The sequence below is a fragment of the Janibacter sp. GXQ6167 genome (assembly GCF_041365945.1).
Classification (GTDB): Bacteria; Actinomycetota; Actinomycetes; order Actinomycetales; family Dermatophilaceae; genus JBGFSK01.
The window spans coordinates 23,131-49,528 of record NZ_JBGFSK010000006.1 but is presented as its reverse complement, the minus strand read 5'-3'; the positions used below and the strand labels follow the sequence as shown (position 1 = coordinate 49,528).

The following is a 26,398-nucleotide window of genomic DNA, read 5'->3' as shown; positions in this document are numbered from 1 at the left end:
CGGTCATGCCGCCTCCCCACTGCCCGGCTCGTCCTCGGCGGCCGTCGAGGTCGTATCCACGGGCGGCTGAGGGTCCGAATCCGACGGCGGCGACGGCGCGGCCGCTTCGCCGTGGCGGACCCTGGTGAACTGACATTGACCGCGGCGCAGATCGGGACCGACCGTGTCCGCGGTGATCTCAGCCGTCGCCGATGAGCACCCGTCCTCGCGGGTCCAGGACGAGACGCGAAGACGACCGCTCACGATGACCGGCTGGCCCTTGGTGAGGGACGCGTGGACGTTCATCGCGAGCGCGCGGAAGGCCGCCACCCGGTAATAGCTGGGCGTCCCCTCGCGATAACTGCCGTCCGGCAGGCGCCAACTCTCGTTGACCGCGACCCGGAAGGTCACCATCGGCGCCCCGCTGCTCGTCGTGCGGGCTTCGGGGTCGGCCACGAGATTGCCCGTGATCGTGATGGGGGTGTCATACATCGCGTGCTCCTTCGCCCGATCACGCGCCTCGGCGGCGCGATCACCTCTTTTAGGATCGGGCGGAACTCAGCGCGCGGCCCTCGAAGGAGCTCGTTCGGTGGATAGCCGCCGGCATGGGTGACGCGCTGTGGACGGCCGCGGAGGCCGCCCGTCGGCCGTCGGCCCGCCCTTTCGACCGTCAGCCGCGAGCTTGTTCGAGCAGGTGCCGGGTATTGGCGTGCCGGGTGAGCACCCCGCGCACCGGGTCCAAGACCCGCTCGTCGGCGACCTCACGGATCGACTCGTGCAGTCGACGCTCGATCAAGGCGGCGCGGCGCTTGGCTCCCGCGCGAGCGGCGGCCCGAGCCACGGCGGCGAGCACCAACCCCAAGATCAGGCCACCGGCGACCAGCAACAAGGGCGTGGCGAAGGGGCCGACCTTGGCCGTCGGCAGCGGCGGCAACTGCAGCCAGGCGACCACCGCGGCCGCGATGAGCCAGACCGCGCCCACGATGACGGCGAGCGCGAAGAGATTTTGCAGGAGGCCCACAACGGTCCACCACATCGGACGCTTGTCCCGAAGGGGGGTGCGCACCACGGCCTGGTCCAGAGAGTCTCCGAGGTCATCCGCCGAGGGAACCGCCGCATCGGCGACCGCATCGGCCCAGCGCGATGGGAGCCACTCGCTGCTCTGCTCGCCGACCCGGCGGGTCGCGAGGTCGACCGCTGCCCGGGCAGCCGGGGTCGGCGGTGGGAGCGAGGAACGGCCCAGCACGGCGCGGATATCGGCCTCGGTGAAGTCCGGCGCCTCGCCGGTCTTGTCCAGGCGCAACCGCTTGAGCGGCGCCGGCTTAAACGCCCGCATCCATCGGCTAAAGGGCCATCCGGTCTGGGCCAGTGCTTCCATCACGAAATCGCGCCGCACGGCATCGACCACGGTCGGCACCCCCGCCGCGCGAGCCAACGCCACCACCAACTCCTGCTCGGAGCGCTGATCGATGTCGGCCTCGGTCCCACCGACGGAGCGCTTCAACTCGCGCGCGGTGGTCGTCAGGTCTGCTGCCAGCCGGTGCCGGGCGGCCTCGGCGGAGGAGACCGCGACGTGCAGGCGGTGGTGCAGTTCGTCGATCCCGGTCCCGTCCTTCACCGAGGTCGAGATCACCTGGGGGTTCGCGATGCCGTCGGCACGAAGGAGCCTCCCGAGATCGGATGCGCACTGCTCCCGGCCTGCTTCGGAGAGCCGGTCGACCTGGTTCAGGACGGCGACCATGACCGCGTCGTAGTCATTGAGCGCCGCCACGTAGTCCTCGTGGAGGATCGCATCGGCGTACTTTTGCGGGTCGGTCACCCAGACGAAGACATCGGCCAACTCGAGCACGCGGCGCGATTCCTCGCGGTGAGCCGCTTCGCGGGAGTCGAAGTCGGGCAGATCCAGCAGGACCAAACCGTCGAGATCGGAGGCGCTACCCCCTTCGACCCGGTGCCGGTTGGACACCCCCAGCCAGTCGAGGAGTTCGCTCGCCGGCTCCTCACCCCAGATCGCGGCGGTGGGCGTCGAGGTCATCGGGCGCTTGGCTCCCGCCCGCGCCACCTCGGCCCCGACGACGGCGTTAAATAGGCTCGATTTGCCGGAACCGGTGGCGCCAGCGAGAGCCACGACCGTGTGGCCGCCCACGAGCTCGATCCGCTCGGTGACCTTCTTCAGGACCGCCTCAGCGCGCTCGCGCGCCAGTGGGTCGAGTTGCTCTCCGCCCTGCCAGAGGGCGTCGCGCAAGGCCTCGGCCCGAGCCGCCAGGACCTCCCCAGAGACCGCCTTGACCTTCGCCTGACCTTTGATGAGGGGACTCACTGCGCTGCCTTCACTGCGTTGGCGGCCTGCGTGAGGCGCCGCACCTGCCCTTCGGTCACCGTGACTTCGCCGACGGCCCGGCCGTAGCGATCACGTTCGTTGGCGTACAACTCGGTCACGCGTTCATCGAGCAGTTTGCGGGCCTTCTTCGCCATATCGCGCACGGCCTGATCGCCGAAGATCGCCTCGAGCACCTTCTGCGCGAGGACCGTCGTGCCGCCGGCGATCGCGGCCTCGGGGGCCACCAGGGCGCCGCCGGTGTGCGCGAACGAGACCAGCATGAGGAAGAGGCCGATGCCGTTAACCCCGTAGGCCGCGATCCGTGCATTGGTGCGACGGTCGCTTCCTTCGGCCCGGACGAGGTCCAAGATGTCGCTCTGCCAATCGCGCACGATGCGCTCGACCTCTTCGCGTAACTGGCCCGACGACCGAGTGAGGCCGGGATTCTGCTCCAGCAAGTAGGGGCCGGCTTCGGTGGCCCGCCACTGGCGCGCGACCGACGCGGCGGCGGTATTGGCCTGCGCCTCGATCATCGCGGCCACGCCGGAGTGCAGGGCCTCGTCCAGCGGAGCGGAAGGGCGCGGATCCCCCTTCACCGCGGCCGCCACCCGGTCACGGAAGCGAGAGATGCCCTGCTCGACCTTGCGGAAGAACTCGCCGGTCCCGACGAACTCCTGCCAGCGGGCGAGGACTTCACCGCGAAGGAGCTGACCATCGCGCATGCCGTCCCGCACGCCCTCTTCGGCGCGGTCGTACTCGGCGTACGCGATCTGCTTCAGGGTGAAGGTCTGCTCCTGCTGGGCGGTGACCGCCTGCACGAGCTCGTCGGTCCGCTCCTCGAGTGAGCGCAAGGCTCCCCCGAGCGTCTGGCGGATCACGATGCCGCGAGCCCGCTGGTCGCTCGCGAGCGCGGTGAGCCAGGAGCGCAGCCGTGCGATATCGGCGCCCGGGATGAGACCCCCTTCGGTCAGGGTCGTCTCCGGGACCGTGAACACCGGCGAGGTCTCCAGGCCCTGATCGCGCAACATCTCGAGCAGATGGCCGCGCACCTCATCAACGGCCTCGCGGTCGATCCGGTCGAGCACGATCGCAACGGCGGTACCGCGCTGCGAAGCGGTCCGGAGCAGATCCCACGGAATCGCATCGGCGTACCGCGCGGCCGTCGTGACGAAGAGCCACAGATCGGCGGCGGCGAGCAACTGGTTCGCGAGTTCGCGGTTGGCAGAGACGACCGAGTCGATGTCCGGGGCGTCGAGGAGCGCCAACCCCGGCGGAAGGGCGTCGGCCGGGGTGAGTCGCACGGTGCCCGGTTCGGCCTTGACGGCGACATCGCCGGTGACGCGGGCGAGCAACGGAAGGACCCGGTTCGTCGTGAACCAGCGCGCATCCGACGGGTGGTGGATCAGGACCGGGGAGGTCGTCGTCGGCCGCAACACACCGGATTTACTGACCTCACGGCGCAGGACCGAGTTGACGAGCGTGGACTTGCCCGCGCCCGTGCTCCCCCCGACGACGGCGAGGAGTGGAGCGTCGATCGAGGCCAGCCTCGGGATCACGTAGTCATCGAGTTGGCGCAAGAGAGCCTCACGGTTGGCCTTCGCCTCCGCCGTAGACGGCACCTCCAGCGGCAGCGACGAGCGCTCCACCTCGTCACGCAGCATGGTGACGCGACGCAGCATCTCCGCTGTGTCGTCAGTTCGTATCACCATGCTGTTCACCCTACCTACGCCAGCGGGTGCTCCTCACCGTCGCCACGCGGGCCATAACGTGCCAAACCTCGGGTGATTTCGCCGGTTGAAGGGGGTGAAACTGCCCCCTCCCCTCCCTTTGGATACCTACTGGCGGGTACGGCCGCGACCGGCTCGCGGCGACCTTCGCACCTGTCGGTGCTCTCCCCTCGCTGCGCCCGTCGGTGCGCTCCCCTCGCTGCGCTCCCCTTGTGCGCCCCCGTCGGTGCGCCGTTGGCTGCGCCCCCGTCGGTGCGCCCCCGTCGGTGCTCTCGACCCGCTCGCACGCTCGCGTGTCGAGAGCACCTATTACTTCTGCCGGGGTTCGCTCGCGATACCGCTCGCGAGCTCGCGCTATCGCGAGCGCCCCCGGCAGGACTCGAACCTGCGACCTCGGGATTAGAAGGCCCTTGCTCTATCCACCTGAGCTACGGAGGCAACAGCCCGAGATGACACCACGGACCGAGACCCGAGTGTAGTGATTGCGATGACCTGCGATGATCGTCATATGCCAGCCCGAGTGGTCGTGACGACATGCCCCGTCATCGACGACCCCTCGCTCCTTGCCGTATTGGACGCCAGCGAGGTCGAGCGCGCCGATCGCAAACGCGAACCCTCGCCCTATATCAGCGCCCACGCCCTCATGCGCCGCGCCATCGGCGCCACCTTGGAGGTCGATCCTCGGGGCCTTCGGTTCGAGCGCCGGTGCGCCACCTGCGGTTCGGATCGGCACGGCAAGCCCCACATCGTCGACCGACCCGACTGGTCCTTCTCGCTCTCCTACACCGGCCGCGCCGCAGTCGTGGCGCTGAGCCCCGATGGGGAAGTCGGCGTGGATGTGGAGGAGATCGCCGAAGCGGACTTCGGTGGCTTCGATCAGGTCACCCTCGCGGCCAGTGAACTCGACGCGTTCGCCGATCTCACCGGCGAGGCTCTCCTTGTCGCGCGCGCTCAGGTCTGGGCGCGCAAAGAGGCGATCCTCAAAGCCACCGGCCACGGTCTCGTCGTCGACCCGACCGAGGTCGTCGTCACCGGGCCCCTCGAACCGGCAGCCCTCGTCGATTGGCAAGCCGACCCCGAGCCCCCGCAGGCGGTCGCGCTGAGCGATCTCGAGCGCGTGCCAGAAGGTCACCGCGCGGCCGTCGCCGTCCTCGCTGAGGGCCCGATCGAGGTGATCTGGCAGGGCGAGGGTTAACTCCTCGCCGAAGGGAGGTCACGTCGCCACCCCCTTCACCTCGGGATGGCGACGTGACCTCGCTCCCCCTTCGTCACCGCAGCGACCGACAACGGGGCCACGGGTCAGCGCAACGAGGTCCCCGCGAGTTGTCGGCGCCGGACGGTCATCGAGTCCAGGAGTCTGCGTTCGCACTCGAGCGAGGCCGGGTCAGCGGAACGCAGATGCATCCGGGCACGGAGCAGGGCGAGTTCGGTCGCGGTGTCTTGGAAGGCCTGCATCGTCTCCAAGCCGCGCTCGCCGCCGTTGAACTTGGCCCAGGTACGCGCTTCGCGGCGCTGGCGCATGGACGAGAGCATCACGACTTCGCCGACCGAGAGCCACCCGGTGTCCACGTACGGCTGCAGATGGACGGCGATCAGTCGCCCTTCGCGCGCGCGGACCCACACCACGAAGGCCATAAAACTCACGAGCACCGCCAGGCCGACGACATAGGCGAGGGCGAAGCTGCCCGGGCCGGCGATCGCGCTCAAATTCCACAGACCGTGCATGAGCACAGCGAGACACCACCCGGTGATCGGCGCGACGATCCGCACCAGGATCGAACGCGTCGACAGCGCAATCCCGATCCCGATCCCGGTCATGACCGTAAAGAGCGGATGGATGAAGGGCGAGGCGATCCCCCGCAGGACGAAGGTCTGCAGCAGCGCCTCGGAGCCGAAATCTGTGTACGCCTGACCCAGATAAAGGATGTTTTCGGTGAAGGCGAAGCCCGCAGCCACGATCCCGGCGTAGACGATCGCGTCGGTGAGCCCATTGAGTTCGCGCCTGCCGACGATCAACAACAGCACGAGGAAAAGGCCCTTGAAGGACTCCTCGGTGATCGGCGCGACGATCACGGCGGTGACGGCCCCGGCGGCTGACTCGTCACCGCTCGCCCCGAGGACGATCTGGGCAGTGGTGTTTAAGACCCCGGCAAAGAACGCCGCACCGAGCGCGCCCCAGCCGAAGGCGGTTAACAGATAGCGGGTGGGTTCGGCCTCGAAGCGGTCGAGCCACAGGAAGACCGGGATCACGATCCCGAGCGGCACCGCCGAGAGCAAGACGGCGAAGAGGCTGACGCGCACCCCAAAACTGGCGTTAAACGTCGCCGCAAAGACGCTCGCGAGCAGGGCGAACCCGACGACGATGATGCCGCCGAGCAACCATCGCCGGATCATCGGGCGGCCCGTGGGGTTCGGGACGGCATGCAGGGGCGCGTAGCGCGGGTCGTATGGTCGTTCGCCGCCCCACGATCCGCCGGTGCCTGGAGCGTGGGTCCCCGGCATATGGGTCCCCGGCGGTGTCGCGTTGGGCCAGTTCATGGGGCCAAGGCTATGCGAGAGCGCCGACATGGGGCCTGCCCGAACCATTCGCGCGCTTACCCCCTTCGCTGGTCGATATCCTTGCGCGGGTGACGACGAACCCCACCGACCGCAAACTGACCGACCGGATCGTCTGGATCGATTGCGAGATGACCGGACTCGACCTGGAGCAGGATGCGCTGATCGAGGTGGCCGCGCTGGTCACCGATTACGACCTCAACCAACTCGGCGACGGGATCGACGTCATCGTCCGCCCGCCCGCGGAGGCGTTGGCCCAGATGGGTGAGTTCGTCCGGGAGATGCACACCTCCTCGGGTCTGCTCGAGGAACTGGAAGGGGGCGTCACGCTCGCCGACGCGGAGGCGCAGGTCCTCGCGTACGTGCGGGAGTGGGTTCCCGAGCCTGGCAAGGCTCCGCTCGGGGGCAATACCGTCGCGACCGACCGCAGCTTCCTCGCCCGCGACATGCCGGCGCTGGAGTCACACCTGCACTACCGGATCATCGATGTCTCCTCGATCAAGGAACTCTCCCGCCGCTGGTACCCGCGGGCGTACTTCCAGGCTCCGGAGAAGCATGGCGGGCACCGGGCGATGGCCGACATCGTCGAGTCGATCGCCGAGTTGCGCTACTACCGCGAGGCGGTTTTCCGGCCCGAGCCGGGTCTCGACACGCCCACCCTGCGCGATGTCGCGAGCCGCCATGCGGTGACCCCCCAAAGCGACTGAGACGAGCGGCCCGCCAGCGCCTGCAGGCGGGCCATCGCGCGACAAACGAGAGGCGCCCCGGCTCTTGCCGGGGCGCCTCTCGTTTGGTGGTGCGCCATCAGGGACTCGAACCCCGAACCCGCTGATTAAGAGTCAGCTGCTCTGCCAATTGAGCTAATGGCGCGCGAGGAAGAACATTACATGACCTGCGGACGGGTGCGAAATCCGCTCCGCCCGAGGGCCACTCATGCCCCTCCTCGACGGACGGGGTTACCGGAAGCGGCCGTCGTCCTCGTCCTCGTCGTAGAGCTCGTCGTCGTGTCGGCGACGGTTCCTCATCGCGAGGGCCATGCCGATCCCCGCGATCACGAGGACTGCGGCGACGGCGATCCCGATCCACGCTGCGGGGCTCAACCCGCCGGACTCCGACTGCTCGGATTCGCCGGCCGCCCCGTCGGTGCCATCCCCACTCGCGGTGGTGGACTCCGACGCCGTCGGCGACTGCGTCTCGGTCGTCGCGGTCCCATCTGAGGTCGTGGTGGTGCCGCCCGGGCTCGTGGTCTCGGTCCCACCCGGACTGGTCGTCGCGGTGGGATCGGCCGGGCTCGCGGTCGCGGTCGGCGTCTCGTCGTTCTCACCCTCACCGGCCTGCGAGCCGTAAGTGAAGTTGTACGAACCGCTGACCGCGTGGCCGTCCTTGCTCACCACGCGATAGGCGACGGTGTACTTCCCCTCGGCCATTTCCGGGTTGATCGCCTGGTAGACCCGCGGGCCCTCCACTTCGGCCTTACCGGTGCTGACCTGACCCTCTGGCCCCTTCACCGTGACGGTGGCGAACTCCTTGCCGATCTCCTCGTTGAAGCGCAGCGTGACCTCCGGAGGAACCGCCGAAATCGTCGAGCCCTTCGACGGACTCGCCCCGATGAGCGCGGCGTGGGCAGAGGCCGGTCCAGCGCCGGTCACCAGTCCGGCGACGACCAGCGCCGCGGCAAAGAGCGCCGCAAACCAGGCACGAAGGGGGATCTGCGGGCGAGTCAGAGAAGCAGTCACTCCCCCATGGTGCCCCATGGTCATGACCACTCCGAACACCGATGTACGATGGTCGCCGCGCCGCCAACCGGATCCGTACCGGATGACGGCCGCCATGGTGGGTGTAGCTCAGCTGGTAGAGCATCGCGTTGTGGTCGCGAGGGTCGCGGGTTCAAGCCCCGTCACTCACCCCAAACGGGTCAGGTGTGAACTTGCGACCAAGGGTCCGCCCTTGGTCGCGGTTCGCGCCTGGCCCATCTTCTTCGCCTCGGCGGCCCAGCTCAGGGCGTCGGCATGGAGGCCGGGGACGCTCAGCCCGTCGTACGGGTTCCGGTAGCCGACGCAGACGTCGTTGTCCTCGTCTATGTAGATCGCCCTGAACAGTGCCTGGTTGCACAGCCTGCGGTTCGCGTCGTCGGCGTGCTCGTAGATGTCGGCGGCGTTCGACAGCAGTTTCAGCGAGTCATCGAGGTTCGCCCGCGCGTCGGCGTAGTGGCCGTGGTGAGCGTTGATCCGATGCTCGATGGTCTCCAACGACGCTGTGATCCGGTCCTGCTCCTTCTTGAGCAGGTCGAGCGGGATGGCTCCGGCGTAGTGAGCTTGGAGCAGCTTGTGCTGCTCGCCTTCGAGCTGGGTTCTTCGTGTCGCCAGGTCGGTGAGTTCGGCGGCTCCTTCGGCCATCATCTCGTCGAACCTGGCATGGAGCATGGCCGAGACCGCCTGGGTTGTTTCGGGGTCGATCTGCACCTTGGCGTAGAAGCGTTCGATGAGCCGTTCGACCTGCTCGATGAGCACCGCTTGCCGGGTGCAGTTGCCTCTGCCTCCGTGACGGCTGGCGCACACGAAGTACGGGTAGATCGTGCCCTGACTGCTCTTCGCGTTGCACACCAGCAGTCGCGAGCCGCACTGCCCGCAGAACACGGTGCCCTTCAAGTAGTGCTCGTGCACCTGCGTCGCGTCGGCTGCCGAGCGGTGCGTGCCGAGCACGGTCTGCACCTGATCCCACACCTCGTTGGGGACGATCGCCTCGTGCACGCCCGCGTACGTGACTCCCTGGTAGCGGACGCTGCCCTTGTAGTACGGGTTCGTCAGCATCCGATGCACCGACGACTTGCCGATGGGTCGGGATGGTCGTCGCGGCGACGCCGCAGTCGTGAGGCCGCGCGCCACGAGTTCGTGGTGGAGCTGGCTCGTCGTCCAGTCACCAGATGCGAACACCTGGAACGCCCACCGCACCAACGGGGCTCGTTCCTCGTCGATCTCGACGGTGCGTACCTCCCGCCCGAACTCGTCGCGCACGCCGACGTTGCGGTAGCCGATGGGTGCCTTCGTCACGGTGCCGCCCTGCGCCGCCTTCTGCGACAGACCCTTGACGACCTCGGTGGCAAGGTTGCGGGAGTAGAACTCGGCAATCGAGGACATGATGCCGTGCAGCAGCATCCCCGATGGGGTCTCGTCGATGTTCTCCGTCGCCGACACCAGCGTCACGCCGGCGTCCTTGAGCGCGAGGTGGATGGTCACGTCGTCGGCACGGTTGCGGGCCAGCCGGTCGACCTTATGGACGATGCAGTAGTTCGTCTTGTGCTTGGCGACGTACTGGATCATCCGCATCAGTTCGGGCCGGTCGGCCTTGCGCGCGGACTCGCCCGCGTCGACGAACTCCTCGATGATCGTTGCGCCGAGCTGGTCGGCCTTGCGCTGGTTCGCCTCGCGCTGCGCGGGGATCGAGAAGCCCTCTGCTTGGCCGCCCTTCTCCGCCTGCTCCTTCGTGGAGACCCGCAGGTACGAGACGGCGAATGATCCGGGGAACGGGGTGGGCGCTACGAGGCTGTCTATCGCGGTGCGGTCCGCGTCGATGATCGTCATGGCTCTTCTCCACAGTCACTGGTCCTGCCGACGCGGACGGTGTGACGGCGGATGTTGATCGTGAGAAGAGCCCGAAGGCTGTGGGACTAGGCCGAGTCGGCCACGTTTACTTTGCCTCGCCGTGGCGGCGAAGCGCTAGGACCACAACATCCGCCATCCGCGACGGATGCCTACATTCTACGACGACGTGCTCGCCGTGGCACGAGGGCGCTTCGATCGCGTCGCATCTTCAGAGCGGCACGAGCCAGACTGCTGGAGCGCCAGGCGGATCAGCAGCTCGCAGAGCTTGTCCAGGTCGGGCGGCTCGTGGAACTCGGCGCGGATCGTCAGCTCGCGCTCGCTCTGCTGGCGCTGACCGGTCTTCCGCTCATAGCGACGCGCCACGATTCACACCTCGCCGGTCTCCGGGTCGACGCCCGCGAAGAAGGCATCTTCTGCCTCCTGGCGCGCGTCCACCATGTCGATCACGAACCGCACGAAGTCCTCATCGCGATCCGTGATCGGTGAGTCTTCGATGGGTTGAGTGGGGTCTTCACCGGGCCAGCTCGTCTGGCGAGTCGGGCGGTCCCGGTCGAGCCGAGTGCCGCACGCCGCTACCCAATCGCGAAGGCGAGCGCGAGCGTCGGCGAAGTCGCGGTGCCAGCCCAGCGGCGCGGACCCGTTCTGCTCCGGGTCGTACGCGCACAGCCAGTGCAGGTGCAGCGCGGACAGCTCCCAGAGGAGTTCGGGGTGGCGGTGCCAGTACGGCGGTACGACGCTTGCGGGGAGTCCGTAGGTGTGGCGGAGCCAGTCCACCCAGCGGTTCAGTTCGAGCAACTCGGCTTCGAGATCGTTGGCGGTCAGCAGGTTCCAGTTGACCGGGTGAGGCGGCTCGGGCACATCGAACCGAGGTGATGCCGGGCCTGCCTCGGGCGGCGTGTCGTCGTGCTCAGGGAAGAACTGATCGGTCATCGCGACGTCGCTCACATTCCGATGGCGGTCGCGTTGGACGGCGCAGCCTGCTGCGGAGCGGCGAAAGCCGTTGCGTCGCGGCCGGAAGTGCGTTCGCTGCGGTCCACCTCGTAGCGGGTTCGGGCCAGGTCGTGACCGATGCGCGTCGCGATGAACTCCTCGCCTTCGTACCGCTGGCCACCTCGCTCGTAGGAGTAGTCGCGCACCCGTCCGTCGGCGATGATGTTGTCGCCCTTGGCGAGCCGCTCGGCTCCCTGCTCAGCAGCACCGCGATACGCGATGAGATCGTGGAAGGTCGTCTCCAACTGCGTGAAGGTGTTGTCGGGCTCCTTGCGGTAGTGCTCGATCCCGACCTTCATGTACAGCCGAGCATCACCGCGCTCGGTGTAGCTGAGCTGCGGGTCCGAGGCGACGAAACCGGAGATGGACTGGTGGGTGCGAATGGCCATGATGGCGTCCTCCTGAACTCGGGCGACCAGCCGTGTGTGGCCGCTGTGTCAGGCAGGTGCGCTCGCGCGCCCAGGTCCACGCTCAGGAGGCAGGACGACGACGCAGCAATGCTTCGAGTTCGTCGCGATTCCTGCGGAGCTGCGCGGCGTCGGGCCGGGTCGGCCAGGCGCGCAGATCGGTGACGATGGGTGGTGCGGAGCGGAGCATCGTGATGCCGGTGCCGAATGGCAGGGTCCGGATGCGGTCTGGCGGCAGGATCGGGACGCGGCGGATCGAGCGCTGGTTGGAGCGGGTGCCGTGGTCGCCGAGGGTGATGCTGTCGGTGTACTCGTCACGCTCACCGATGAGGGTGGAGAGGTCTTGGAGGTCGCGGCTGTTGGATGCGCCGCCGAGGATGATCTTGACGATGCTGGCGTCCCAGATCGCGCCGGCCTGATGCTCACTCCACCTGTCGCGAGCCTGGGCGAGGGACTGCAAGACGGGCATCGTCGTGATCCCGGTGCCGCCGCCTTCGGCCATGAGCGTGGGCAGTGACGGTAGCGGGGCAAGGTTTCCGATCTCGTCGAGCGCGAGCAACAGCGGCGGATCGAGTCGGGCTCCCGGCGAGCGTGCGGCGAGTCGGCGGGCGGTTTCGATGAGGTCTTCGACGAATGCCGCGACCAGTGACGCGGAGGCTCCTGCTCCGGCCCCTGTTGCGAGGAGGTAGAGGGTGCCTTGCTCGGTGAGGAAGGTCTCGGGGTCGAAGTGCTCGTGCGGGCCTGGAGTGACCGCGTCGAGTACGCGTGGGTCGGCGAGCGCGGCGAGTGCGAGGGAGACGCCTTGCCAGATGCTGTCGCGGGTCTTGGGGTCGGCGTCGATCATCGCGGCCAGGGAGTCGTCCCAGCCCCTCGCAGCATTCGGATGGGAGCTGAGGATCGCGACGGCCTCGGACGCGGCGCTGGGGTCGAGTGTCCACCTGAACAGTTCGGCGGGCGGGCGGCCGTCGAGCGCGGCGGCGTGCAGCAACGACTGGAGTGCGGTGCGGGTCTTGCCCTCCCAGAACCCGCCGGACTCGACCCCGCCGGCACTGAGGCCGGTGGCGGCGGCGAGTCCGTTGGCGCGGATCATCGCCGTCAACGGATCGTCGCAGCCGCGAATGGGTGACCAGCGCAGCCCGGCGGGGATGCGCTCGGCGAGGTGATGAGGGTCGAACACCGCGACCGGCCCACCCTTGCGCCGTCGGGCGCGGAGGGTCGCGGTGAGGTTGTCGGGCCTCGTGCTGGTCGTGACGACTGCACCGGGCGCGTCGAGGATCGCGTTGACGACGACGTGCAGGCCCTTGCCGGATCGTGGTGGGCCGATCAGCAGGATCGAGTCTTCGACCGATGCCCAGACCTTTGTGCCACGACTGGCTCCGAGGAGGTAGCCGACATCTTGCGGTGCTGGCGACTCCAAGGAGGGCCGCAGAGTGGCCGCGCGGTGAAGGAGCGCTTTCGCGGATGCGGCGGTCTTGACCTCGTGGCTGGTCGCGATCCCGGCCAGTCGGTGCGGGTCGGTCTCGGTCTTCCGCGTGTGTCGGCGCAGCACGATCCATACCCAGACGATCCCGGCGGCAAGTCCGCCGAGCAGCGCCGCGCTGACGAGCCAGTAGACGACTGGGTTGAGCCCGTCGGCAGCGAGCGCGGTCGCAGGGTCGCCGGGGTTGAACAGCACGGCGAGCCCCGCCGCTGCGCCAGCGTCGGGCTGGGGCGTGCCGGCGAGGAACGCGGCGACGCTGCCGGCCGCGCGGAGAACGAGAGCGATCCCGAACATGCCGATCAGGCCAATGAGGGCGGCGTTGGTGAGTTCGTCGCCCATGCCCCCGGCCTGCCGCTGGTTCATGTCAACCGCCGCACCGCGAGCGTGCCCGAGATACGTCCGAGCAAGATCACCTCGGACATGCTTCCGTCCGGCAGGTCGTCGAGGTCTATGAGCGTCCGCGCTTCGCCGGTTCCGGTGGCGTCGGTGTGGGAGGCGATCGTCGCGACGGCGACATCCTCGCCAGGCACGAACCCGCCCGCGGTGACCTCCGCCAAGCGCGGCACCCGTCGGACGTGACGACTCCGACGAGTCTCCGGCACCGGGGCCTCAGACGGTGCCGCCGCGCGTCGGGGCTTGCGGGTGCGGAGGATGTCGGTGAAGACGCTGCCGTCGCTCTCGCGAACTTCGACCCGGACCGCGATCGTGCGGTCCTTGGTGATGGCATCCATGAGCGGCCCGAACGTCGCCCGAGTCCACCCGCTCCCGTCCGGCGACGGAAACGATGCTCCATCGACCGTCGCGGTGAGCGTGCCGTCTTCGGCGACGGTGACGAGGACGTGCGGCAACTCGACCGGCGCGGTCGCATCGTCGTCGTTCGGGCCGGATCGGCGCGGGCCAGTGAGGTTCATCGGTGGCCTCCCGCGGCGCGGCTGCTGGTGTCGAACAGGGCGAGTTCGTCGGGGTGGAGCTGGTGCTGGCAGACGAAGCTCCTGGCCTTGATTCGCCACAGGCCTTGGCCGACGCCGAGGTTCGGCAAGAGCTGCTGCTCGGTACCGGTCAGGCCGAGGGCGGTCGCGGTCGGTCCGAGCTGGTCGGACTCCTGCCGGTACACGATCCGCGTCTCCGCATTCGCCAACAATGAGTTGGCCAGCGAGCGCATGGCAGAGCCTTGGTCTCCCACGTTGTCGAGGTCGGTGAGCTTGTGGAAGATCAGCATGTTCGCGATCCCGTAGTGCCGTGCGAGTCGCCAGTGCGCATCCATCCGCCGCAACAGAGCCGGGTGGGACATGAGCCGCCATGCCTCGTCGTAGATCACCCACCGCTGCCCGCCGTTTGGATCGAGTAGCGCGGACTCCATCCACGCCGATGAGCACGTCATCAGGACTGAGATGAGTGTCGAGTTCTCGGTGACCCGCGAAAGGTCGAGAGAGATCATCGGCAACGACGGATCGAACGCGACCGTCGAAGGCCCATCGAACAACCCGGCCAGGTCACCGGCGACGAGACGGCGAAGCGCGTGGCCGACGAGCCTGCCGTCCTCGGCCAACCGGCCGTCGGCATCCGCGCTCGGGGCGAGGATGCGGTCAACGACCATCGGCAGGATCGGCACCTCGTTCTCCCGCACCGTCTGCGTCAGGGCGATGTCGATCGCGGTGTGCTCCAACGGCGACAAGCCCCGCGCGAGCACGGTCTCCGCCAGGGCACCGATCAGGTCACGCCGCCGCGCCGCAACCGTCGAGGCCCACTGCACATCCGACAGGCCACTGGGCCGGTTGCCTTCATCGAGCGGATTCAGGCGCGTGTTGAGGCCGTGGCCGAGGACGATGGCGCGTCCTCCGACGGCGTTCGCGACGGCGGTGTGTTCGCCCTTTGGATCGCCGGGAACGTACACGCGCCGCCCGAACGGTAGCGACCGCGTGTAGAGGGACTTGGCCAGCGATGACTTGCCGGAGCCGACGATCCCGGCCAGCACCACGTTGGGTGCGGTGATGATGCCGCGTGCGTAGAGCACCCACGGGTCGTAGACGAAGCTCCAGCCCGAGTAGAGGTCTTGGCCGACGAACACGCCGTCGGCGCCGAGACCGCCCTCGGCGACGAACGGGTACGCGCCCGCCAGTGTCGCCGACGTGTCCTGATGCCGCGTCAGATGAAACCGACCTGGGGTGCGCAGCCGCGCAGCACCGGACTCGCCCGCCTTCGGCAGGTAGATCGTCGCGCGGCGCTCGGCGCGCTCCTGCTCAGCCTTCGCCTTCGCGGCGGCGATCGCGGTCCTGTGCTGCTCGGCGTGGAGCCTCGCCTCGGCCTTGCGGCGCTGCTTGCGGAGCTTGCGCCGCTCCTTCGACGGTGCCACCAGAACGGCAGTGTGCAGCCGCGCGCGATCCTCGGTCACCGCACCAGCCCCCGCGCCTGCTTGACCGCCGTGATCTTGGCCGGCTCGAACCACGACCCGTCTCGCTTCGGCGCGGGCAGGTCGGCCCGCTCTGGGGCGCCCGGCGACGAGTACGACACCAGCAGTTCCGGCCCACCCTGCACCGGCTCGGGCTCGATCTGTTCGGCGGCCTGGGTCTCTGCCTCCGGTTCGGTGTAGCGGCGCAGCAACGAGAGGTAGCCGACGTGCGGGTTGACGACCAGCGCGTAGTCGCCCGAGAGCGCCACCCGGTCGTTTGTTCCCTCGCCGGGCTCGTCGTAGACGTATCCGTTCTCCAGCGCGGCCTGCGTGGTCTCGTCGCCGTAGTCCCACTGCGCGAGGAAGTCCACCGCATCGACATGGCCCAGCTCGCCGAGGATGCGCAATGGCCGGTCGGCCTCTTCGCCCTGGAGGAACACCACGCTGACCCACCGCGACGGCGCGGCCTCCTCGACGGCGGGCTCGGGATGCCAAGCGATCCGCCCCGCAGCGATGAACCCCTCCGCGAGCCGGTCATACGCCCGGTCGACGAGACTCGCGGCCTGACGCAACTCCTCCGCAGTGGCGAGCGCGTCCCGCACTCCTGCCTCGTGGCTGCCGGCGTCGTTGAAGGCGTGCGCGGCCTTGCGCTCGTGAACATCAGCGATCTGGTCGAGCGCCTGCCGCAGCGACCGCATCCCCGAGGACAGGTCACCGATCACCCCGTACATCTCGGCTGGCTGATCGAACCCCCGGCTCGCGTGAGTGAGTCCGCGCAAGGCTTCGGACGCCTCAGCGGCATCGGCAGTCGAATCGAAGAACGTGGGCATGGTCGGCCTCCTCGCAAGTCGTGTGACCAGGAGGTGTGCTGCGATGACCCAGGCGCTGTCGAAGGCGGCTGATATACTTGATGGAGGCGTCGGAGGGAGGCACGAGGCAGTCACCGGCGAGAAGGAGAGCCACATGGACGACCCGCGCGACGAGTCCGGTAATGATGACGCCGTTGGCAGGCAGACCGCAGAGGATGGTCAGGTCAGGTCCGACGCGCTTGAGCTCGCAGCGTCCACGACCCTCGTCGAGGTGACGCCAGGCGTCGCAGTCGTATTCGGCGAAGTCCCCGACGGTCTTGAACTCATCAGCCTTGACATGGTGCCGTCCTTCGACCGCGCTCAGCTCTCCACCGCTCTCGGCTCCTTCGGCAACGCAGGCACGATCGTCGGGAACGTCGCAGAGGCTGTATCGAGCGCGCAAGGCCTCTTCCGCGTCAACGATGCGACGCTGTCTCTGTTGAAGAGCGGCGGGGAGATGGCAGCAAAGGACGGCGCCAAGCTCGGGGCGATCTTCAAGAACGGTGAACTGGTCGCCCAGGCGCGATTCATCCCAGCCTCCATGACGGCCGCCACGGCGATCGCAGCTATCGGCCCGGCCGTCGCCATGATCGCGCTCCAAATGCAGCTCGGCGAGATTTCCGGCCTCGTCCGCTCCAACATCCAGCTCACGACGCAGACGCTCAAGGCCATCCGAAACGAGCAATGGGCAGAGCTTGAAGGGCTGGCGGAGTCCGTCGATGAGGCAGTCAAGGAGACCCGCGAACTCGACGCCATCACAGACTCTGTCTGGGAGCCCATCGCTCCCAGCGGTCCCAACATCCGCAAGCAATTGAAGCTATACCGCAAGAACGTGGCAGGCCATGTCCAGGAACTCGGGAAGTTGGACGGTCGCGCTCGCCGCCAGTACCTCGAATCCAACGCCGAAGCAATCGTCTTCGATACCTACGCGCTTCTCAGCTCACTCAAGACCCACGCGGAGTACCAGGCTGTCCGGGCCGCCCTCGCCAGAACACGAAGCACCAACGACGAGAGCGAAGCGCAGCTCTTCGACCGGATCGCCCGGAACACTCCCGTCGAGATCGACGAGTCGCTCTCCGAAATCCGATCGCTGACCGAGTCGCTCGTCCGCGAGTTGCGGATCATCGCCGAACTCCCCGGCCGCGCCACCGTGCCTCTCACGAAGAAGCGAAAAGACGCCAAGGCTTCTCAACTCACTTGCAGGCAGCTCCTCGAAGCGATCGACCCTTTGGCCAACATGCTCCAGCCAGCAGTCGAGATGCCAGCAGTACCAGCGGCGGTATGCGCACCCGAAGGGCTTGAACTCGATCCGTATCTGCATATCCTTCGGTGGTTCCTTGAGGATGGCGAGACGCTTCGCAGCGTGGCCTTCCCATACGAAATGGGAACTCACAACTTCGCTGGCGTCGTGCCGGCCATTCTCGCCAGAAGGGTTGATGCGACCTGGGATGCGCTCGCGCCAGGAAGAGCCAGTGCCATCGTTGAGAAGTTCCCGTCGAGCACGTTCGTAGCGGTGACTGACCGACGGATCGTCACCGCTAACCCAGGGAACCTCCTAAAGCGAGGCGAACTCGGCCCGATCTACTCCCTGGATGACGTGCGGAATGTACGCGGTCGCTCGCACCGCGGAGCGGGCGTCCGACCCACTATCGACGTGGCCACAGAGGAGCGCGACCTGCATTGGATGTTCCCCGACGCCGCGGAGCACGAGGACATCGACAGCCTGGCGGCGGCTCTCTCCGAAAGAACGCCCCACGCTGTTTCGGCCCCGACAGCGATTGAAGGACTTGCCACAGCAGACTCCGCCATCGACGCCTAGAGATTGCGCGAGTGCAGGCATGAGTGAGCAGGAAGGCTTCCGGCCGACGGGTGGGCGGGCAAAGAGCGGCAAGTGCGCGCTGTGCGGGGCCCGGGCAAGACTCACCAAGGCACACGTGCCACCGAGAGCTGCATTCAACAATGGGAGCTTCTCTTGGGGCGGCACGACAGCAGGCAACCGACTTGCCCACGGGCGTCCACGACTCGGTGGCGCCAGCCTGTATGCGCATTGCGAACCTTGCCGGGCAGCCACATCCCCTTGGGATGACGAGTACATTCGGTGGGCCTACACCTTCGCAGGCAACCTGCTCCACTCCCAATGGAAGGGCGAGCGGACTCATATTGAAGGAAAGCTCAACGAGGTTCGCCCGGGCCGATTCATCCGCTCCGCGCTCGCGGGCATGACAGCGCTGACTCCGAAACTCATCGATTCACACCCTGACCTGGTCGGGGCCGTGCGGCATGGAGTCGCAGCCCCAGCGCCAGAGGGCATCCGGCTCTTGGCGGCGATCGCGCCGGACGGAGCGGCGGCGGTCCTTGAGGGAGCACACGAGGGCTTGGCCGTAAAGCTGTCGCGGGATGGTGGAAGGGACGATGAATGGACGACAACCACCACACCGACAATCTCTGCCGTGATTCACTTCCCTCCGTTCAGCTTGCTGCTCGCGGATCGCCAGCTGGTGAGCGCTTTGCCACATGCCGACTGCACGGACTGGCTAGAACTCGGGGTCGACGACCTCGCAGACGTGTCCCTGGTGCTTCCCGTGGTCGATCTGCCACGAACCCCAGACGCGCCGGTTCCTGTTTCGATGCTTCGGTTCATCGAGGCGCGAGCCTGATCCACTGCCGGAGCAAGGGTCGGGTCACGCCGCGGCGGTGGCGGTTGACTTAGACCCGGCGGCAGAGCGGGAGCGCGGCGGCAGTGAACGCGGCGGCTTGCTGGCCGACGAGGAGCCGGGTTTCGCAGGATGCCTGGATCGCGGCCTGCTCAATCGCGGCGACAGCGGCGTCGAGTTCCTCGACGGTGGGCGCGGAGACGGCGATGAGGCCGGTGTAGCGGAGGATGCCGTGACCGGCGGTGAGGTCGGCTTCTTGCTGGAGCACGTCGTGGTACTCGGCGGTCTGGGAGGCGTCCTCGATCTGGCCGATCTTCGCCCGCTGGGCCTGGTCCGAGATGTGCTCGACCTTCTTCTTACGAATGTCGCGAGCAGCGGCATCGGACCGCATCGGCGTGCAGATCAACGAGAACGACCGCTGGATGCCGGTGGACAGCAGCACCGGCGACAGGAACCCCGGATACACCAGCGACCGCGGCCACTCGCTGACCCAGAGCACGGCGTGGTGAGCGGAGTCGGTGCGCAGCTTGCCCCAGGTCTCCGTGACCGCAACCGGCCCCGCAGTCGCGAGGGACTGGCCGAGCCTTCCGTGGCGTTCCAGTGTGGCCGCGATCGCCGGGTCGTAGGCGGAACGCAGCATCACCGCGATCTGCCCCGGTGTCAGCCATCCCGACGGCGAGAGGTCGGCGGAGCGCAGCGCCGCGACGAGGGTGTTCATCTCCTGCCGCAGCACGGCGGCAGCACCGCGCATCCCGCCGCCGGCGGTCCTGATCTGCCGGGCACTGGTCTTCATGTCCAGCGACAGCGAGAGCGTGGTGGCGTGGCGTTCGCCAGCGGGTCCGGCGCGGTCGATGAGTTCGGCGTAGGTGTCGGCCGCCCAAGACCCGTCCGAGGTGCCGTGGGTGGCCCACCATTCGGCCAGTCCGGTGCCAGAGTCCGGCAGCGTGCGCTCCAAGACCTGAAGAGTGGCGATCCGCCCGGAGCGGCAGACAGTGGCCAGCACGCGGCCCCAGGAGCTGACGCGGCGTTCCTGCTCGCCCGGGTCAAGGAGCACGAACGCGGGATGGGTGACCTCGCACACAACGGTCAACGTGGCGGCGTGGGGGTCATGGATCATCCCTGCGCTGGTGTCGGGGTCGGTGTATTCACGCAGGCGCGCCATGTCGCCGGGCAGTGCGAGGGTGCCGACGGGGCGCGGGACGACGATCCTGCGTCGGTACAGCAGTTGCCCGCCGGTGGTGCGCCACAGCCACCAGCAGGCGATGGGCAGCCACTCCACGATGGGACGGCCTGCGATGGGTATCCAGGTCAACGCCGCGGCGAGCACCCAGATGGGGGCGGTGTAGGCGAGCAGCATCCCGCCGCCGGCGTAGAACGCGCCGATGAGCGTGGCTCCGCCGATGGCGAGCGTGAAGAGCTGGGTCAGCGACAGGCCGAGAAGGACACCGCGGCGGGTGAGGCGGGAGAACTTCACCGGCACGAGTTCGCCCGCAGTGGGACGGTCGTGGTTCGTGCTGCTCATCGTCTACTCCTTCGGTGGGCGTGGCGCGGGCGGCGGGGGCTGCTTCGGCGGCGGTGACGGGTCGCTGCTCGGCGGTCGTGGTGCCAGGCTCGACGGCGGTGCCGCAGGCGATGCTGCGGGCGGTGGCGGTGTCTGAGCGGCCGCGTCGGCGGCATGCTCGCCCTGGGCCCCTAGCGCGGTTCCGGCCTTCGGCCCGGCGGTCGCGGCACCCTTGGCAACACTCGCCCCGACCACGACCCCGGCTGCCACGGGACCGGCCGCGGCTGCACTGCCTCCGCTTGCCGCCGCTCCACCACCGGCGGCACCTCCGCCGCCCGCGGCGGGTGCCGGGGCTGGGGTCCTCGGCGGTGGCGGGGCGCTGCTTCCTCCACCGGAGCCTCCGCCCGCGTTCCCGCCGCTGCTGGTTCCGCCCAGCACCTTCTTCGGATCGCCGCCGCCTTGCGGCTTGCTCGGGACCGGGATCGGCCGGTTGAGGGCGCTCTTGGCATCCTGCTCGGAGCCGATCGCGTGGTACATGTCGAACCCGACGAACGCGATGAACTTGTACGTCAGGTACGGGGCGAACGCGGCCATCGCCATCAGCACGATCCCCGCGATGGGATCGCTGACCGAGGCGAGGTCGGCGTCGATCGGTGCGGAGACCTGGGTGATCGCGACGAGGAACATCACGACGAGCACGAGCTTGGAGCAGATCAGCGCGACGACGAACATCGCCCACTTCCCGATCCACCCCCGCGAGGCATCCCACGAGGCACCGCTGAACGCGAGCGGCGCGAACACGACCGCCACCAGCAGGAGCGCTTTCCGAACGAGGAGTGACAGCCACACGATCGCGGCGGCAGTGATCGCGAGGCCGGCCATGAAGATCGTGATGATCGCACCGACGCCGGGAGCGGCGATGTTGATCCCGACCAGCCCTCCGGCGAGGAGGGCGATCTTGTCACCCATCGACTCGGTGGTCTCCCCTGCGGCCTGCACGATCCCGATGCACAGCTGATCGACGACTTCCAGCAGCAGCGCCGTGAGCGTGATGACCACGAACGACCCGAGGACGGACTTCGCCAGGCCGAAGGCGGCGCGGGTGAGGGCGGTGGGGTCGCGGCGGATCAGTCCCGTGATGAGTTGGAGGCAGAAGAAGATCAGCATCACGAAGACCGCGATGCCGAACAGTAGGTTGTAGACGGCGAGGTAGCCGGGCTTGGTGACATCCACCAGGGTCGTGGTGTCGAAGACCGACCAGACCGCCTCGAACAGCCACCCCGCGGCGGCACCCATCGCCTGGGCGAGCCAATCGAACGGGGCCGCGACCAGAGAGGCGGCTCCTTCGCCGACGGCATCGCAGACCGAGGAGATCACGGGAACGTCGCACACGCCCATCACGAACACCAGCACTCTCGACGACGGGGCGGGTCAGACGGACTGGCCGACGTTCCAGAAGAAGTTGATGAGCGTCACGCTCGCGCCACACATCACCGCAGCACCGCAGGAGACGAGAACGCCGATCTTCCCGCGTGAGGCGAGGTGCGGGTTGGAGGAGTTCGCGCCGAAGCCCCACACAATCGCGGACACGATCAACGCCAGCACAGACAGGATCAGACCGATGGTCATCACCGCGCCGACGATCGTGCGCAGCTGATTAATCCCCGGCAGGCCGTTGGTGTTGGGGTCAATGTTGATGTCCATCGGCACCAGCAGAGGCGCGGACATGACGTTGGCGAGCAGATCGAACACGGTAAGTCTCCTTGGCGACGGGCGACCCGCCCACGAACTCGCAGACGGGGTACACGCCACAGGTGCGCAAGCGGTGCTCGGGGGGCTCGCCTCGCCCTTTCTGACGGCGCGCGTGAGCTTGATTGCGCGAGGCCTGCTGTCTGGGCGATCATCGTTGTGTGAGCGACGGCAAGTGGGACAAGGACGACCTCGTCCACGGGTCCACCGAGCGCGGCGAGAAGGTCACGGTCAAGTTCACGAAGGACGGCAACGAGGCCCTTGTCGCCCGTGGACACGTCCCAGACATCCAGCGCGACGTCGATCACGTCCACGCCTGGCAACAAAAGACTGGTGACCCAGGGCACCACGACATGCGGCACACGCGGAAGCTCTTCCCTGATGTCAAGGACAACTGGACGGTGGCCCGCGAAGCGAAGGCGCGGTTGGTGTCGCAGGCCGACCGGCTCGCGACATCGACGAACTGGAAGCAGGGTGGCGAAGAGTTCCGGCGTCTGCTGGACGAGTGGAAGTCTGTCGGGCGAGGCGAGAAGGCCACGGATGATGCCCAATGGGCGCAGTTCAGCGCGGCACGGGATCGATTCAACGCAGCACGCAACGCTCACTTCGACCGGGTCAAGCAGGAGAACGAGGCATCTCGCCGCGAGAAGGAACGTATCGTCAGCCGGGCCGAGGCACTCACCCATGCCAGCGATTTGAGGACAGCTTCGGACGAGTTGAAGCGCCTGATGGATGAATGGAAGCGCGCAGGTCGAGCTGGCAAGGAGGATGAGCAATCGCTCTGGAGCCGATTCGAGGCTGCCCGTAATCGCGTGTACGACCGCAAGAAGCAGGAGTTCGAGAGGCGACAGCGCGAGTGGGCGTCGAACAAGGCCGCCAAGGAACGACTCGTCTCGCAGGCGGAGTCGTTGGCGAACTCATCCGATCTGCGGTCGGCATCGGACCAGATGCGCAAGCTCGGTGACGAGTGGAAGCGGATCGGCCCGTGCGAGAAGGCCGACAATGACCGGCTGTGGTCGCGGTTCAATCAGGCCCGCACCCGTCTGAACGACCGCAAGAAGCAGGAGTTCGAGAAGCGGCAGCGTGAGTGGGCGTCAAACAAGGCTGCCAAGCAGCGACTTGTCTCGCAGATGGAGTCGCTATCACACTCCAGCGACTTTCGGGCAGCGAAGGATCAGGCCCGAGCCCTGGATGCGCAGTGGCGTGCCACAGGGCCATGCGCGAAGACGGACAATGACCAGCTCTGGCAGCAGTACAAGTCGGCGAAAGATCGTGTGTTCGAGGCGGCGAAGCGGGCCGGCGAACAACGGCGAGCTGAGGCGCGCCAACGAGCACAAGACCGTGTGTGGCGCCTGGAGGAACAACTGCGCAACGTCGAGGCAGCGATCTACCGTGCCAACGAGAGCTACTCACGAGCGCTCTCCGCTCGTTCGCCGTCCACGAGGAACCCCAACTGGATGACCATCGCCAACAATCAGCTCGCGCGCCAGTCTGCAGCCCGAGAGAAAGTCGCGTCGCTTGGACAACGGAAGTCCGAGGTGATCCAGAAGCTGATGGACGCGCGGTCACGGCTGAATCAGTTCTGACTGGTCAGGACTGTCTACAGCGTCTGGCCGAGGTTGAGGAGCCAGTTCATCCAGGCCACGCCGCCTCCGGCGAGGACAGCAGCGCCGACAGCAACCAGGACACCGACTCGGCCCTTGCTGGCAGTCGCGTAGTTGCCGTGTGCCGCGGCGATGGCCCACACGATCGCCGAGACGATCAACATGAGGACGGCGACTATCAGGACGAAGGTAAGGAGCGCGCCGACGACGGCGCGGAGGTCTCCGATGCCACCGAGCCCGTCGAAGTCGGGGAAGACACCCATCGTCGATCACCCCACCTTGACGGTGACGTGGAGGTGGTCGTAGTGGCCTCCGGTGATGGAGGCGGGGTCGTGCATCCCGCCGCCGTTGTAGGGTCGCCAGCCCTGGGCGTCGCGGGCGACGGACCAGATTTGGCCTTGCCAGATGAGGTACTCGACGCCGAGCACCTCGGCGTTGTCCTTCATCCAGTTGGTGACCTTCCAGCCGGCGTCGAGCTGGGCCGGGGTTGGTCGCTGGCCGATGCGGTTGCCGAAGGTGATGTCGCACGCCCGCCCGAGCGGGTGCTCGGACTTGGTGCCGGGGCGGGGTGAGTAGCAGCCCCAGCCGGTGTCGGGGAACGCGGCGAGGGTCTGTTGGTAGAGGTGGAGCGTGCGGGCGGTGATCTTGCCCGAGCTGGTGGGATCGTCGACGAGCCGGTCGGGGTCTCCATCGACACCGGTCGGCGCACCGGCGGTGGCGTTGTTGCAGGAGGCGGGTGATCCGCTGGTCGCCGTCGGCAGGTTCGCGGCCCCGTGCTCGTTGAGCCAGGCGGCGGCGTCGATGGCCTCACCGTTCGTGCCGCCGGGCCGGACCTCGAAGTGCAGATGTGCGCCGGTGCTCATGCCCGAGGAGCCGACATCGCCGATGTGCTGCCCGGCGCTCACCCGATCGCCAGGACGGACGTGGATGCCGCTCTGCCACATGTGCGCGTACGCGGTCGCGACAGTCTTGCCGTCGATGATGTGCTCGATGACGATGAGACCGCCGTACCCGCCGGAGAACTCCGCGACGGTCACGGTGCCGTCCGCGGCGGCGAGGATCGGGGTGCCGTCGGGCGCGGCGAAGTCGGTGCCGGTATGCAGCTTCCGCTCTCCCGTGATCGGGTGCACCCGCATCCCGAACGGCGAAGTCAGCACCCAGGTGCCCTCGGGCAGCGGGAACACCACCCGCGACGACGAGACTGCCGGACCACCCACGCCAACCGGAGTGCTGCCGCCGTTGGTGAGGGCGGCGAGGATGCTGTCGGCGACGGGAGCGTAGTTGCGGTACCGGTCGGGGAAGGCGGACACCTCGACGGCTTGGGCGGCTTCGCCGGGGTCCATCTGTTGCCAGCCGGGGATGTCGAGCAGGCCGCGCGGCGAGGGGTAGTTCGGTCCGGTCGGTCCACCGAAGAACGCCCGCGCCTGATAGTTCGGGTCCATCAACTCGGCGACGGTGCCCCACCCGGATTGCGGGCGCATCTGGAACAGGCCGAGGGAGTCGTGGTCGCCGCCGTTGCCGTCGTTCGGGTAGTTCGCCGACTCCGGGTAGGTGCCGGTGTTGGTGAGCATCCGCAGCGTGGACTCGGTGAGCGCGGCCATCAGCGCGATCTTGATACCCGGCTGGCCCACATCGGTGATGCCGTTGCCGACGGCGATGATCGTTGCCGCGTGCGTGAGCTGCTGACGGTTCAGGGTGAAGGTCTCGCCGTTCGCGGCGGTCACGGTGAGCGAGTCCGGGATCGGGCCAAGGTTCAGGCTCCCGGCAGGTGTGGCGCAGTAGGCGGCAGCGGGGTTCATCAGCAGCCCGACCCCGAGGAGCGCTGCGGCGGGGGCGAAGAAAAGCAGCGCCAGGGCTGCGATGGCGGCTTTGCGGAACACGACGCCAACCCCGTCAGCGCAGCGGGTTGTCGAGCTGCGAGAGCCGCAGCAGATGGCAGGTCGGATAGCTCGGGGCGCAGACGATGAACACGGTGAACGCGACCGGATGCTCGCTGGTCACCGGCTGCCCGTTCCAGACCCCGGCACGGTGCCGGGTGCCCTCGATCGTGACTGCCGTCGTCCCTGCCGCGAGCTGCGCCGGCTGAGTTTGCGCTACCGCGGACCAGGCGTCGGGGACGTACGCGGTGTCGATGGTGAGGTGCTGGCGGGTGGTGTACTGCCGCAGCTCGATCCAGGCGTCGCGGGTCGGCAGGTACGCGGCTACGTCGGATGCCAGCCCGGCTTGTTCGTCCCCACTGGGGTCACCGACCGCGAGGGGCGCCGAGGTGTAGTCCAGCGGCCACAGCCCCAAAGCCGTGTCCCACGCGAACAGAGCGGACGCGACCCCACGCGCGAAAATCTCAGGATCGGCCGAACGCGGAACCGCTGGAATCCGCGGTGGCCGGGGTGTGCTCGGGGCCACCGTCGGCGGTGCCGTCGTGACCGGGCCGGGCTGCGGGTCGTGCTGGGGGCTGGTGCTGTTGCGGGGGCCGGTGAGGAGTCCGTACACGCCGACGCCGGCGAGGATCAGCAGGATGATGCCGGCGGCGATGAGGGCGACGAGTCGGCGGCGGTTCCGAGGATCAGTGGGTGCAGGGCTCATGCCGAGCAG

At 67.9% G+C, this 26,398-nt stretch carries 24 protein-coding genes and 3 tRNA genes; 6 read left to right on the top strand and 21 right to left on the bottom strand.

Going from position 1 to position 26,398, the window contains the following annotated elements; translation table 11 throughout:
• Positions 1–3: 3 nt before the first annotated feature.
• From AB8K43_RS10375 to AB8K43_RS10360, 4 genes are all read right to left on the bottom strand, one after another.
• Entirely contained in the window at positions 4–471 is a 468-nt protein-coding gene (locus AB8K43_RS10375) for a single-stranded DNA-binding protein (RefSeq protein WP_370894058.1), read from the bottom strand.
• 178 nt (positions 472–649) lie between these two features.
• The gene (locus AB8K43_RS10370) at positions 650–2,299 is read right to left on the bottom strand and encodes a GTPase (RefSeq protein ID WP_370894057.1); all 1,650 of its coding nucleotides are present in this window, start codon (positions 2,297–2,299) and stop codon (positions 650–652) included.
• Positions 2,296–4,008 (bottom strand): dynamin family protein, encoded by a 1,713-nt coding sequence (locus AB8K43_RS10365; RefSeq protein ID WP_370894055.1) that lies wholly within the window; start codon positions 4,006–4,008, stop codon positions 2,296–2,298. The genes AB8K43_RS10370 and AB8K43_RS10365 overlap by 4 nt, the downstream gene beginning before the upstream one ends.
• A gap of 382 nt (positions 4,009–4,390) precedes the next feature.
• Positions 4,391–4,464, bottom strand: a tRNA-Arg gene (locus AB8K43_RS10360).
• A 70-nt stretch (positions 4,465–4,534) separates the two neighbouring features.
• Here AB8K43_RS10360 and AB8K43_RS10355 point away from each other — a divergent pair.
• Entirely contained in the window at positions 4,535–5,221 is a 687-nt protein-coding gene (locus AB8K43_RS10355) for a 4'-phosphopantetheinyl transferase superfamily protein (protein ID WP_370894053.1), read from the top strand.
• A gap of 104 nt (positions 5,222–5,325) precedes the next feature.
• On the opposite strand, the gene AB8K43_RS10350 is transcribed toward AB8K43_RS10355, so the two are convergent.
• Positions 5,326–6,564 carry a PrsW family intramembrane metalloprotease gene (locus AB8K43_RS10350; protein ID WP_370894051.1) on the bottom strand — a complete coding sequence of 413 codons (1,239 nt, stop codon included), beginning with the start codon at positions 6,562–6,564 and terminating at the stop codon, positions 5,326–5,328.
• Positions 6,565–6,653: 89 nt separating this feature from the next.
• On the opposite strand from AB8K43_RS10350, the gene orn reads away from it, so the two are divergent.
• On the top strand, positions 6,654–7,289 hold the full coding sequence (gene orn, locus AB8K43_RS10345; RefSeq protein ID WP_370894049.1) for an oligoribonuclease: 636 nt from the start codon (positions 6,654–6,656) through the stop codon (positions 7,287–7,289).
• Between the two features lie 87 nt (positions 7,290–7,376).
• Here orn and AB8K43_RS10340 read toward each other — a convergent pair.
• Together AB8K43_RS10340 and AB8K43_RS10335 are read right to left on the bottom strand one after the other, a co-directional pair.
• Positions 7,377–7,452 (bottom strand) — tRNA-Lys (locus AB8K43_RS10340).
• An 86-nt stretch (positions 7,453–7,538) separates the two neighbouring features.
• On the bottom strand, positions 7,539–8,318 hold the full coding sequence (locus AB8K43_RS10335) for a copper resistance protein CopC (protein ID WP_370894047.1): 780 nt from the start codon (positions 8,316–8,318) through the stop codon (positions 7,539–7,541).
• A 97-nt stretch (positions 8,319–8,415) separates the two neighbouring features.
• On the opposite strand from AB8K43_RS10335, the gene AB8K43_RS10330 reads away from it, so the two are divergent.
• A tRNA-His gene (locus tag AB8K43_RS10330) sits at positions 8,416–8,491 on the top strand.
• Here the strand turns inward: AB8K43_RS10330 and AB8K43_RS10325 are convergent.
• From AB8K43_RS10325 to AB8K43_RS10290, 8 genes are all read right to left on the bottom strand, one after another.
• Positions 8,484–10,163, bottom strand: coding sequence for a recombinase family protein (locus AB8K43_RS10325; protein WP_370894045.1), 1,680 nt, complete (start codon positions 10,161–10,163; stop codon positions 8,484–8,486). The two genes, AB8K43_RS10330 and AB8K43_RS10325, sit on opposite strands and share 8 nt — an antisense overlap.
• A 177-nt stretch (positions 10,164–10,340) precedes the next feature.
• Positions 10,341–10,547, bottom strand: a complete 207-nt coding sequence (locus AB8K43_RS10320; protein WP_370894043.1) for a hypothetical protein — start codon at positions 10,545–10,547, stop codon at positions 10,341–10,343.
• A 3-nt stretch (positions 10,548–10,550) separates the two neighbouring features.
• The gene (locus tag AB8K43_RS10315) at positions 10,551–11,129 is read right to left on the bottom strand and encodes a hypothetical protein (RefSeq protein WP_370894041.1); all 579 of its coding nucleotides are present in this window, start codon (positions 11,127–11,129) and stop codon (positions 10,551–10,553) included.
• Positions 11,126–11,563, bottom strand: coding sequence for a single-stranded DNA-binding protein (locus AB8K43_RS10310; protein WP_055345276.1), 438 nt, complete (start codon positions 11,561–11,563; stop codon positions 11,126–11,128). The genes AB8K43_RS10315 and AB8K43_RS10310 overlap by 4 nt, the downstream gene beginning before the upstream one ends.
• An 82-nt stretch (positions 11,564–11,645) precedes the next feature.
• On the bottom strand, positions 11,646–13,424 hold the full coding sequence (locus AB8K43_RS10305; RefSeq protein ID WP_370894038.1) for a type IV secretory system conjugative DNA transfer family protein: 1,779 nt from the start codon (positions 13,422–13,424) through the stop codon (positions 11,646–11,648).
• On the bottom strand, positions 13,421–13,972 hold the full coding sequence (locus AB8K43_RS10300) for a hypothetical protein (RefSeq protein ID WP_370894036.1): 552 nt from the start codon (positions 13,970–13,972) through the stop codon (positions 13,421–13,423). The genes AB8K43_RS10305 and AB8K43_RS10300 overlap by 4 nt, the downstream gene beginning before the upstream one ends.
• Positions 13,969–15,453, bottom strand: a complete 1,485-nt coding sequence (locus AB8K43_RS10295; RefSeq protein ID WP_370894034.1) for an ATP-binding protein — start codon at positions 15,451–15,453, stop codon at positions 13,969–13,971. Before AB8K43_RS10295 ends, AB8K43_RS10300 begins: the two co-directional genes overlap by 4 nt.
• The gene (locus tag AB8K43_RS10290; protein WP_129392815.1) at positions 15,450–16,280 is read right to left on the bottom strand and encodes a hypothetical protein; all 831 of its coding nucleotides are present in this window, start codon (positions 16,278–16,280) and stop codon (positions 15,450–15,452) included. Before AB8K43_RS10290 ends, AB8K43_RS10295 begins: the two co-directional genes overlap by 4 nt.
• A 43-nt stretch (positions 16,281–16,323) precedes the next feature.
• Between AB8K43_RS10290 and AB8K43_RS10285 the strand changes: the two genes are divergently transcribed.
• The gene (locus tag AB8K43_RS10285) at positions 16,324–18,117 is read left to right on the top strand and encodes a hypothetical protein (protein WP_370894032.1); all 1,794 of its coding nucleotides are present in this window, start codon (positions 16,324–16,326) and stop codon (positions 18,115–18,117) included.
• Positions 18,118–18,136: 19 nt separating this feature from the next.
• Positions 18,137–18,955, top strand: a complete 819-nt coding sequence (locus tag AB8K43_RS10280; protein WP_157732532.1) for a hypothetical protein — start codon at positions 18,137–18,139, stop codon at positions 18,953–18,955.
• A gap of 49 nt (positions 18,956–19,004) precedes the next feature.
• Here the strand turns inward: AB8K43_RS10280 and AB8K43_RS10275 are convergent, their stop codons facing one another.
• The 3 genes from AB8K43_RS10275 to AB8K43_RS10265 are packed head-to-tail and all read right to left on the bottom strand — an operon-like array spanning position 19,005 to position 22,181.
• Positions 19,005–20,474 (bottom strand): PrgI family protein, encoded by a 1,470-nt coding sequence (locus tag AB8K43_RS10275; RefSeq protein ID WP_370894030.1) that lies wholly within the window; start codon positions 20,472–20,474, stop codon positions 19,005–19,007.
• 3 nt (positions 20,475–20,477) lie between these two features.
• Positions 20,478–21,851 carry a conjugal transfer protein TrbL gene (locus AB8K43_RS10270; protein ID WP_370894267.1) on the bottom strand — a complete coding sequence of 458 codons (1,374 nt, stop codon included), beginning with the start codon at positions 21,849–21,851 and terminating at the stop codon, positions 20,478–20,480.
• A 33-nt stretch (positions 21,852–21,884) separates the two neighbouring features.
• Positions 21,885–22,181 carry a DUF6112 family protein gene (locus AB8K43_RS10265; protein ID WP_370894266.1) on the bottom strand — a complete coding sequence of 99 codons (297 nt, stop codon included), beginning with the start codon at positions 22,179–22,181 and terminating at the stop codon, positions 21,885–21,887.
• Between the two features lie 182 nt (positions 22,182–22,363).
• Between AB8K43_RS10265 and AB8K43_RS10260 the strand changes: the two genes are divergently transcribed.
• Positions 22,364–23,788 carry a DUF349 domain-containing protein gene (locus AB8K43_RS10260; RefSeq protein ID WP_370894028.1) on the top strand — a complete coding sequence of 475 codons (1,425 nt, stop codon included), beginning with the start codon at positions 22,364–22,366 and terminating at the stop codon, positions 23,786–23,788.
• Between the two features lie 14 nt (positions 23,789–23,802).
• Here the strand turns inward: AB8K43_RS10260 and AB8K43_RS10255 are convergent, their stop codons facing one another.
• The 3 genes from AB8K43_RS10255 to AB8K43_RS10245 are packed head-to-tail and all read right to left on the bottom strand — an operon-like array spanning position 23,803 to position 26,389.
• Positions 23,803–24,069: a DUF6112 family protein gene (locus AB8K43_RS10255; RefSeq protein ID WP_370894026.1), complete on the bottom strand. Its 267-nt coding sequence runs from the start codon at positions 24,067–24,069 to the stop codon at positions 23,803–23,805.
• A 6-nt stretch (positions 24,070–24,075) separates the two neighbouring features.
• On the bottom strand, positions 24,076–25,686 hold the full coding sequence (locus AB8K43_RS10250; protein ID WP_370894024.1) for a M23 family metallopeptidase: 1,611 nt from the start codon (positions 25,684–25,686) through the stop codon (positions 24,076–24,078).
• Positions 25,687–25,699: 13 nt separating this feature from the next.
• Entirely contained in the window at positions 25,700–26,389 is a 690-nt protein-coding gene (locus tag AB8K43_RS10245) for a hypothetical protein (RefSeq protein ID WP_370894022.1), read from the bottom strand.
• Positions 26,390–26,398 lie beyond the last annotated feature (9 nt).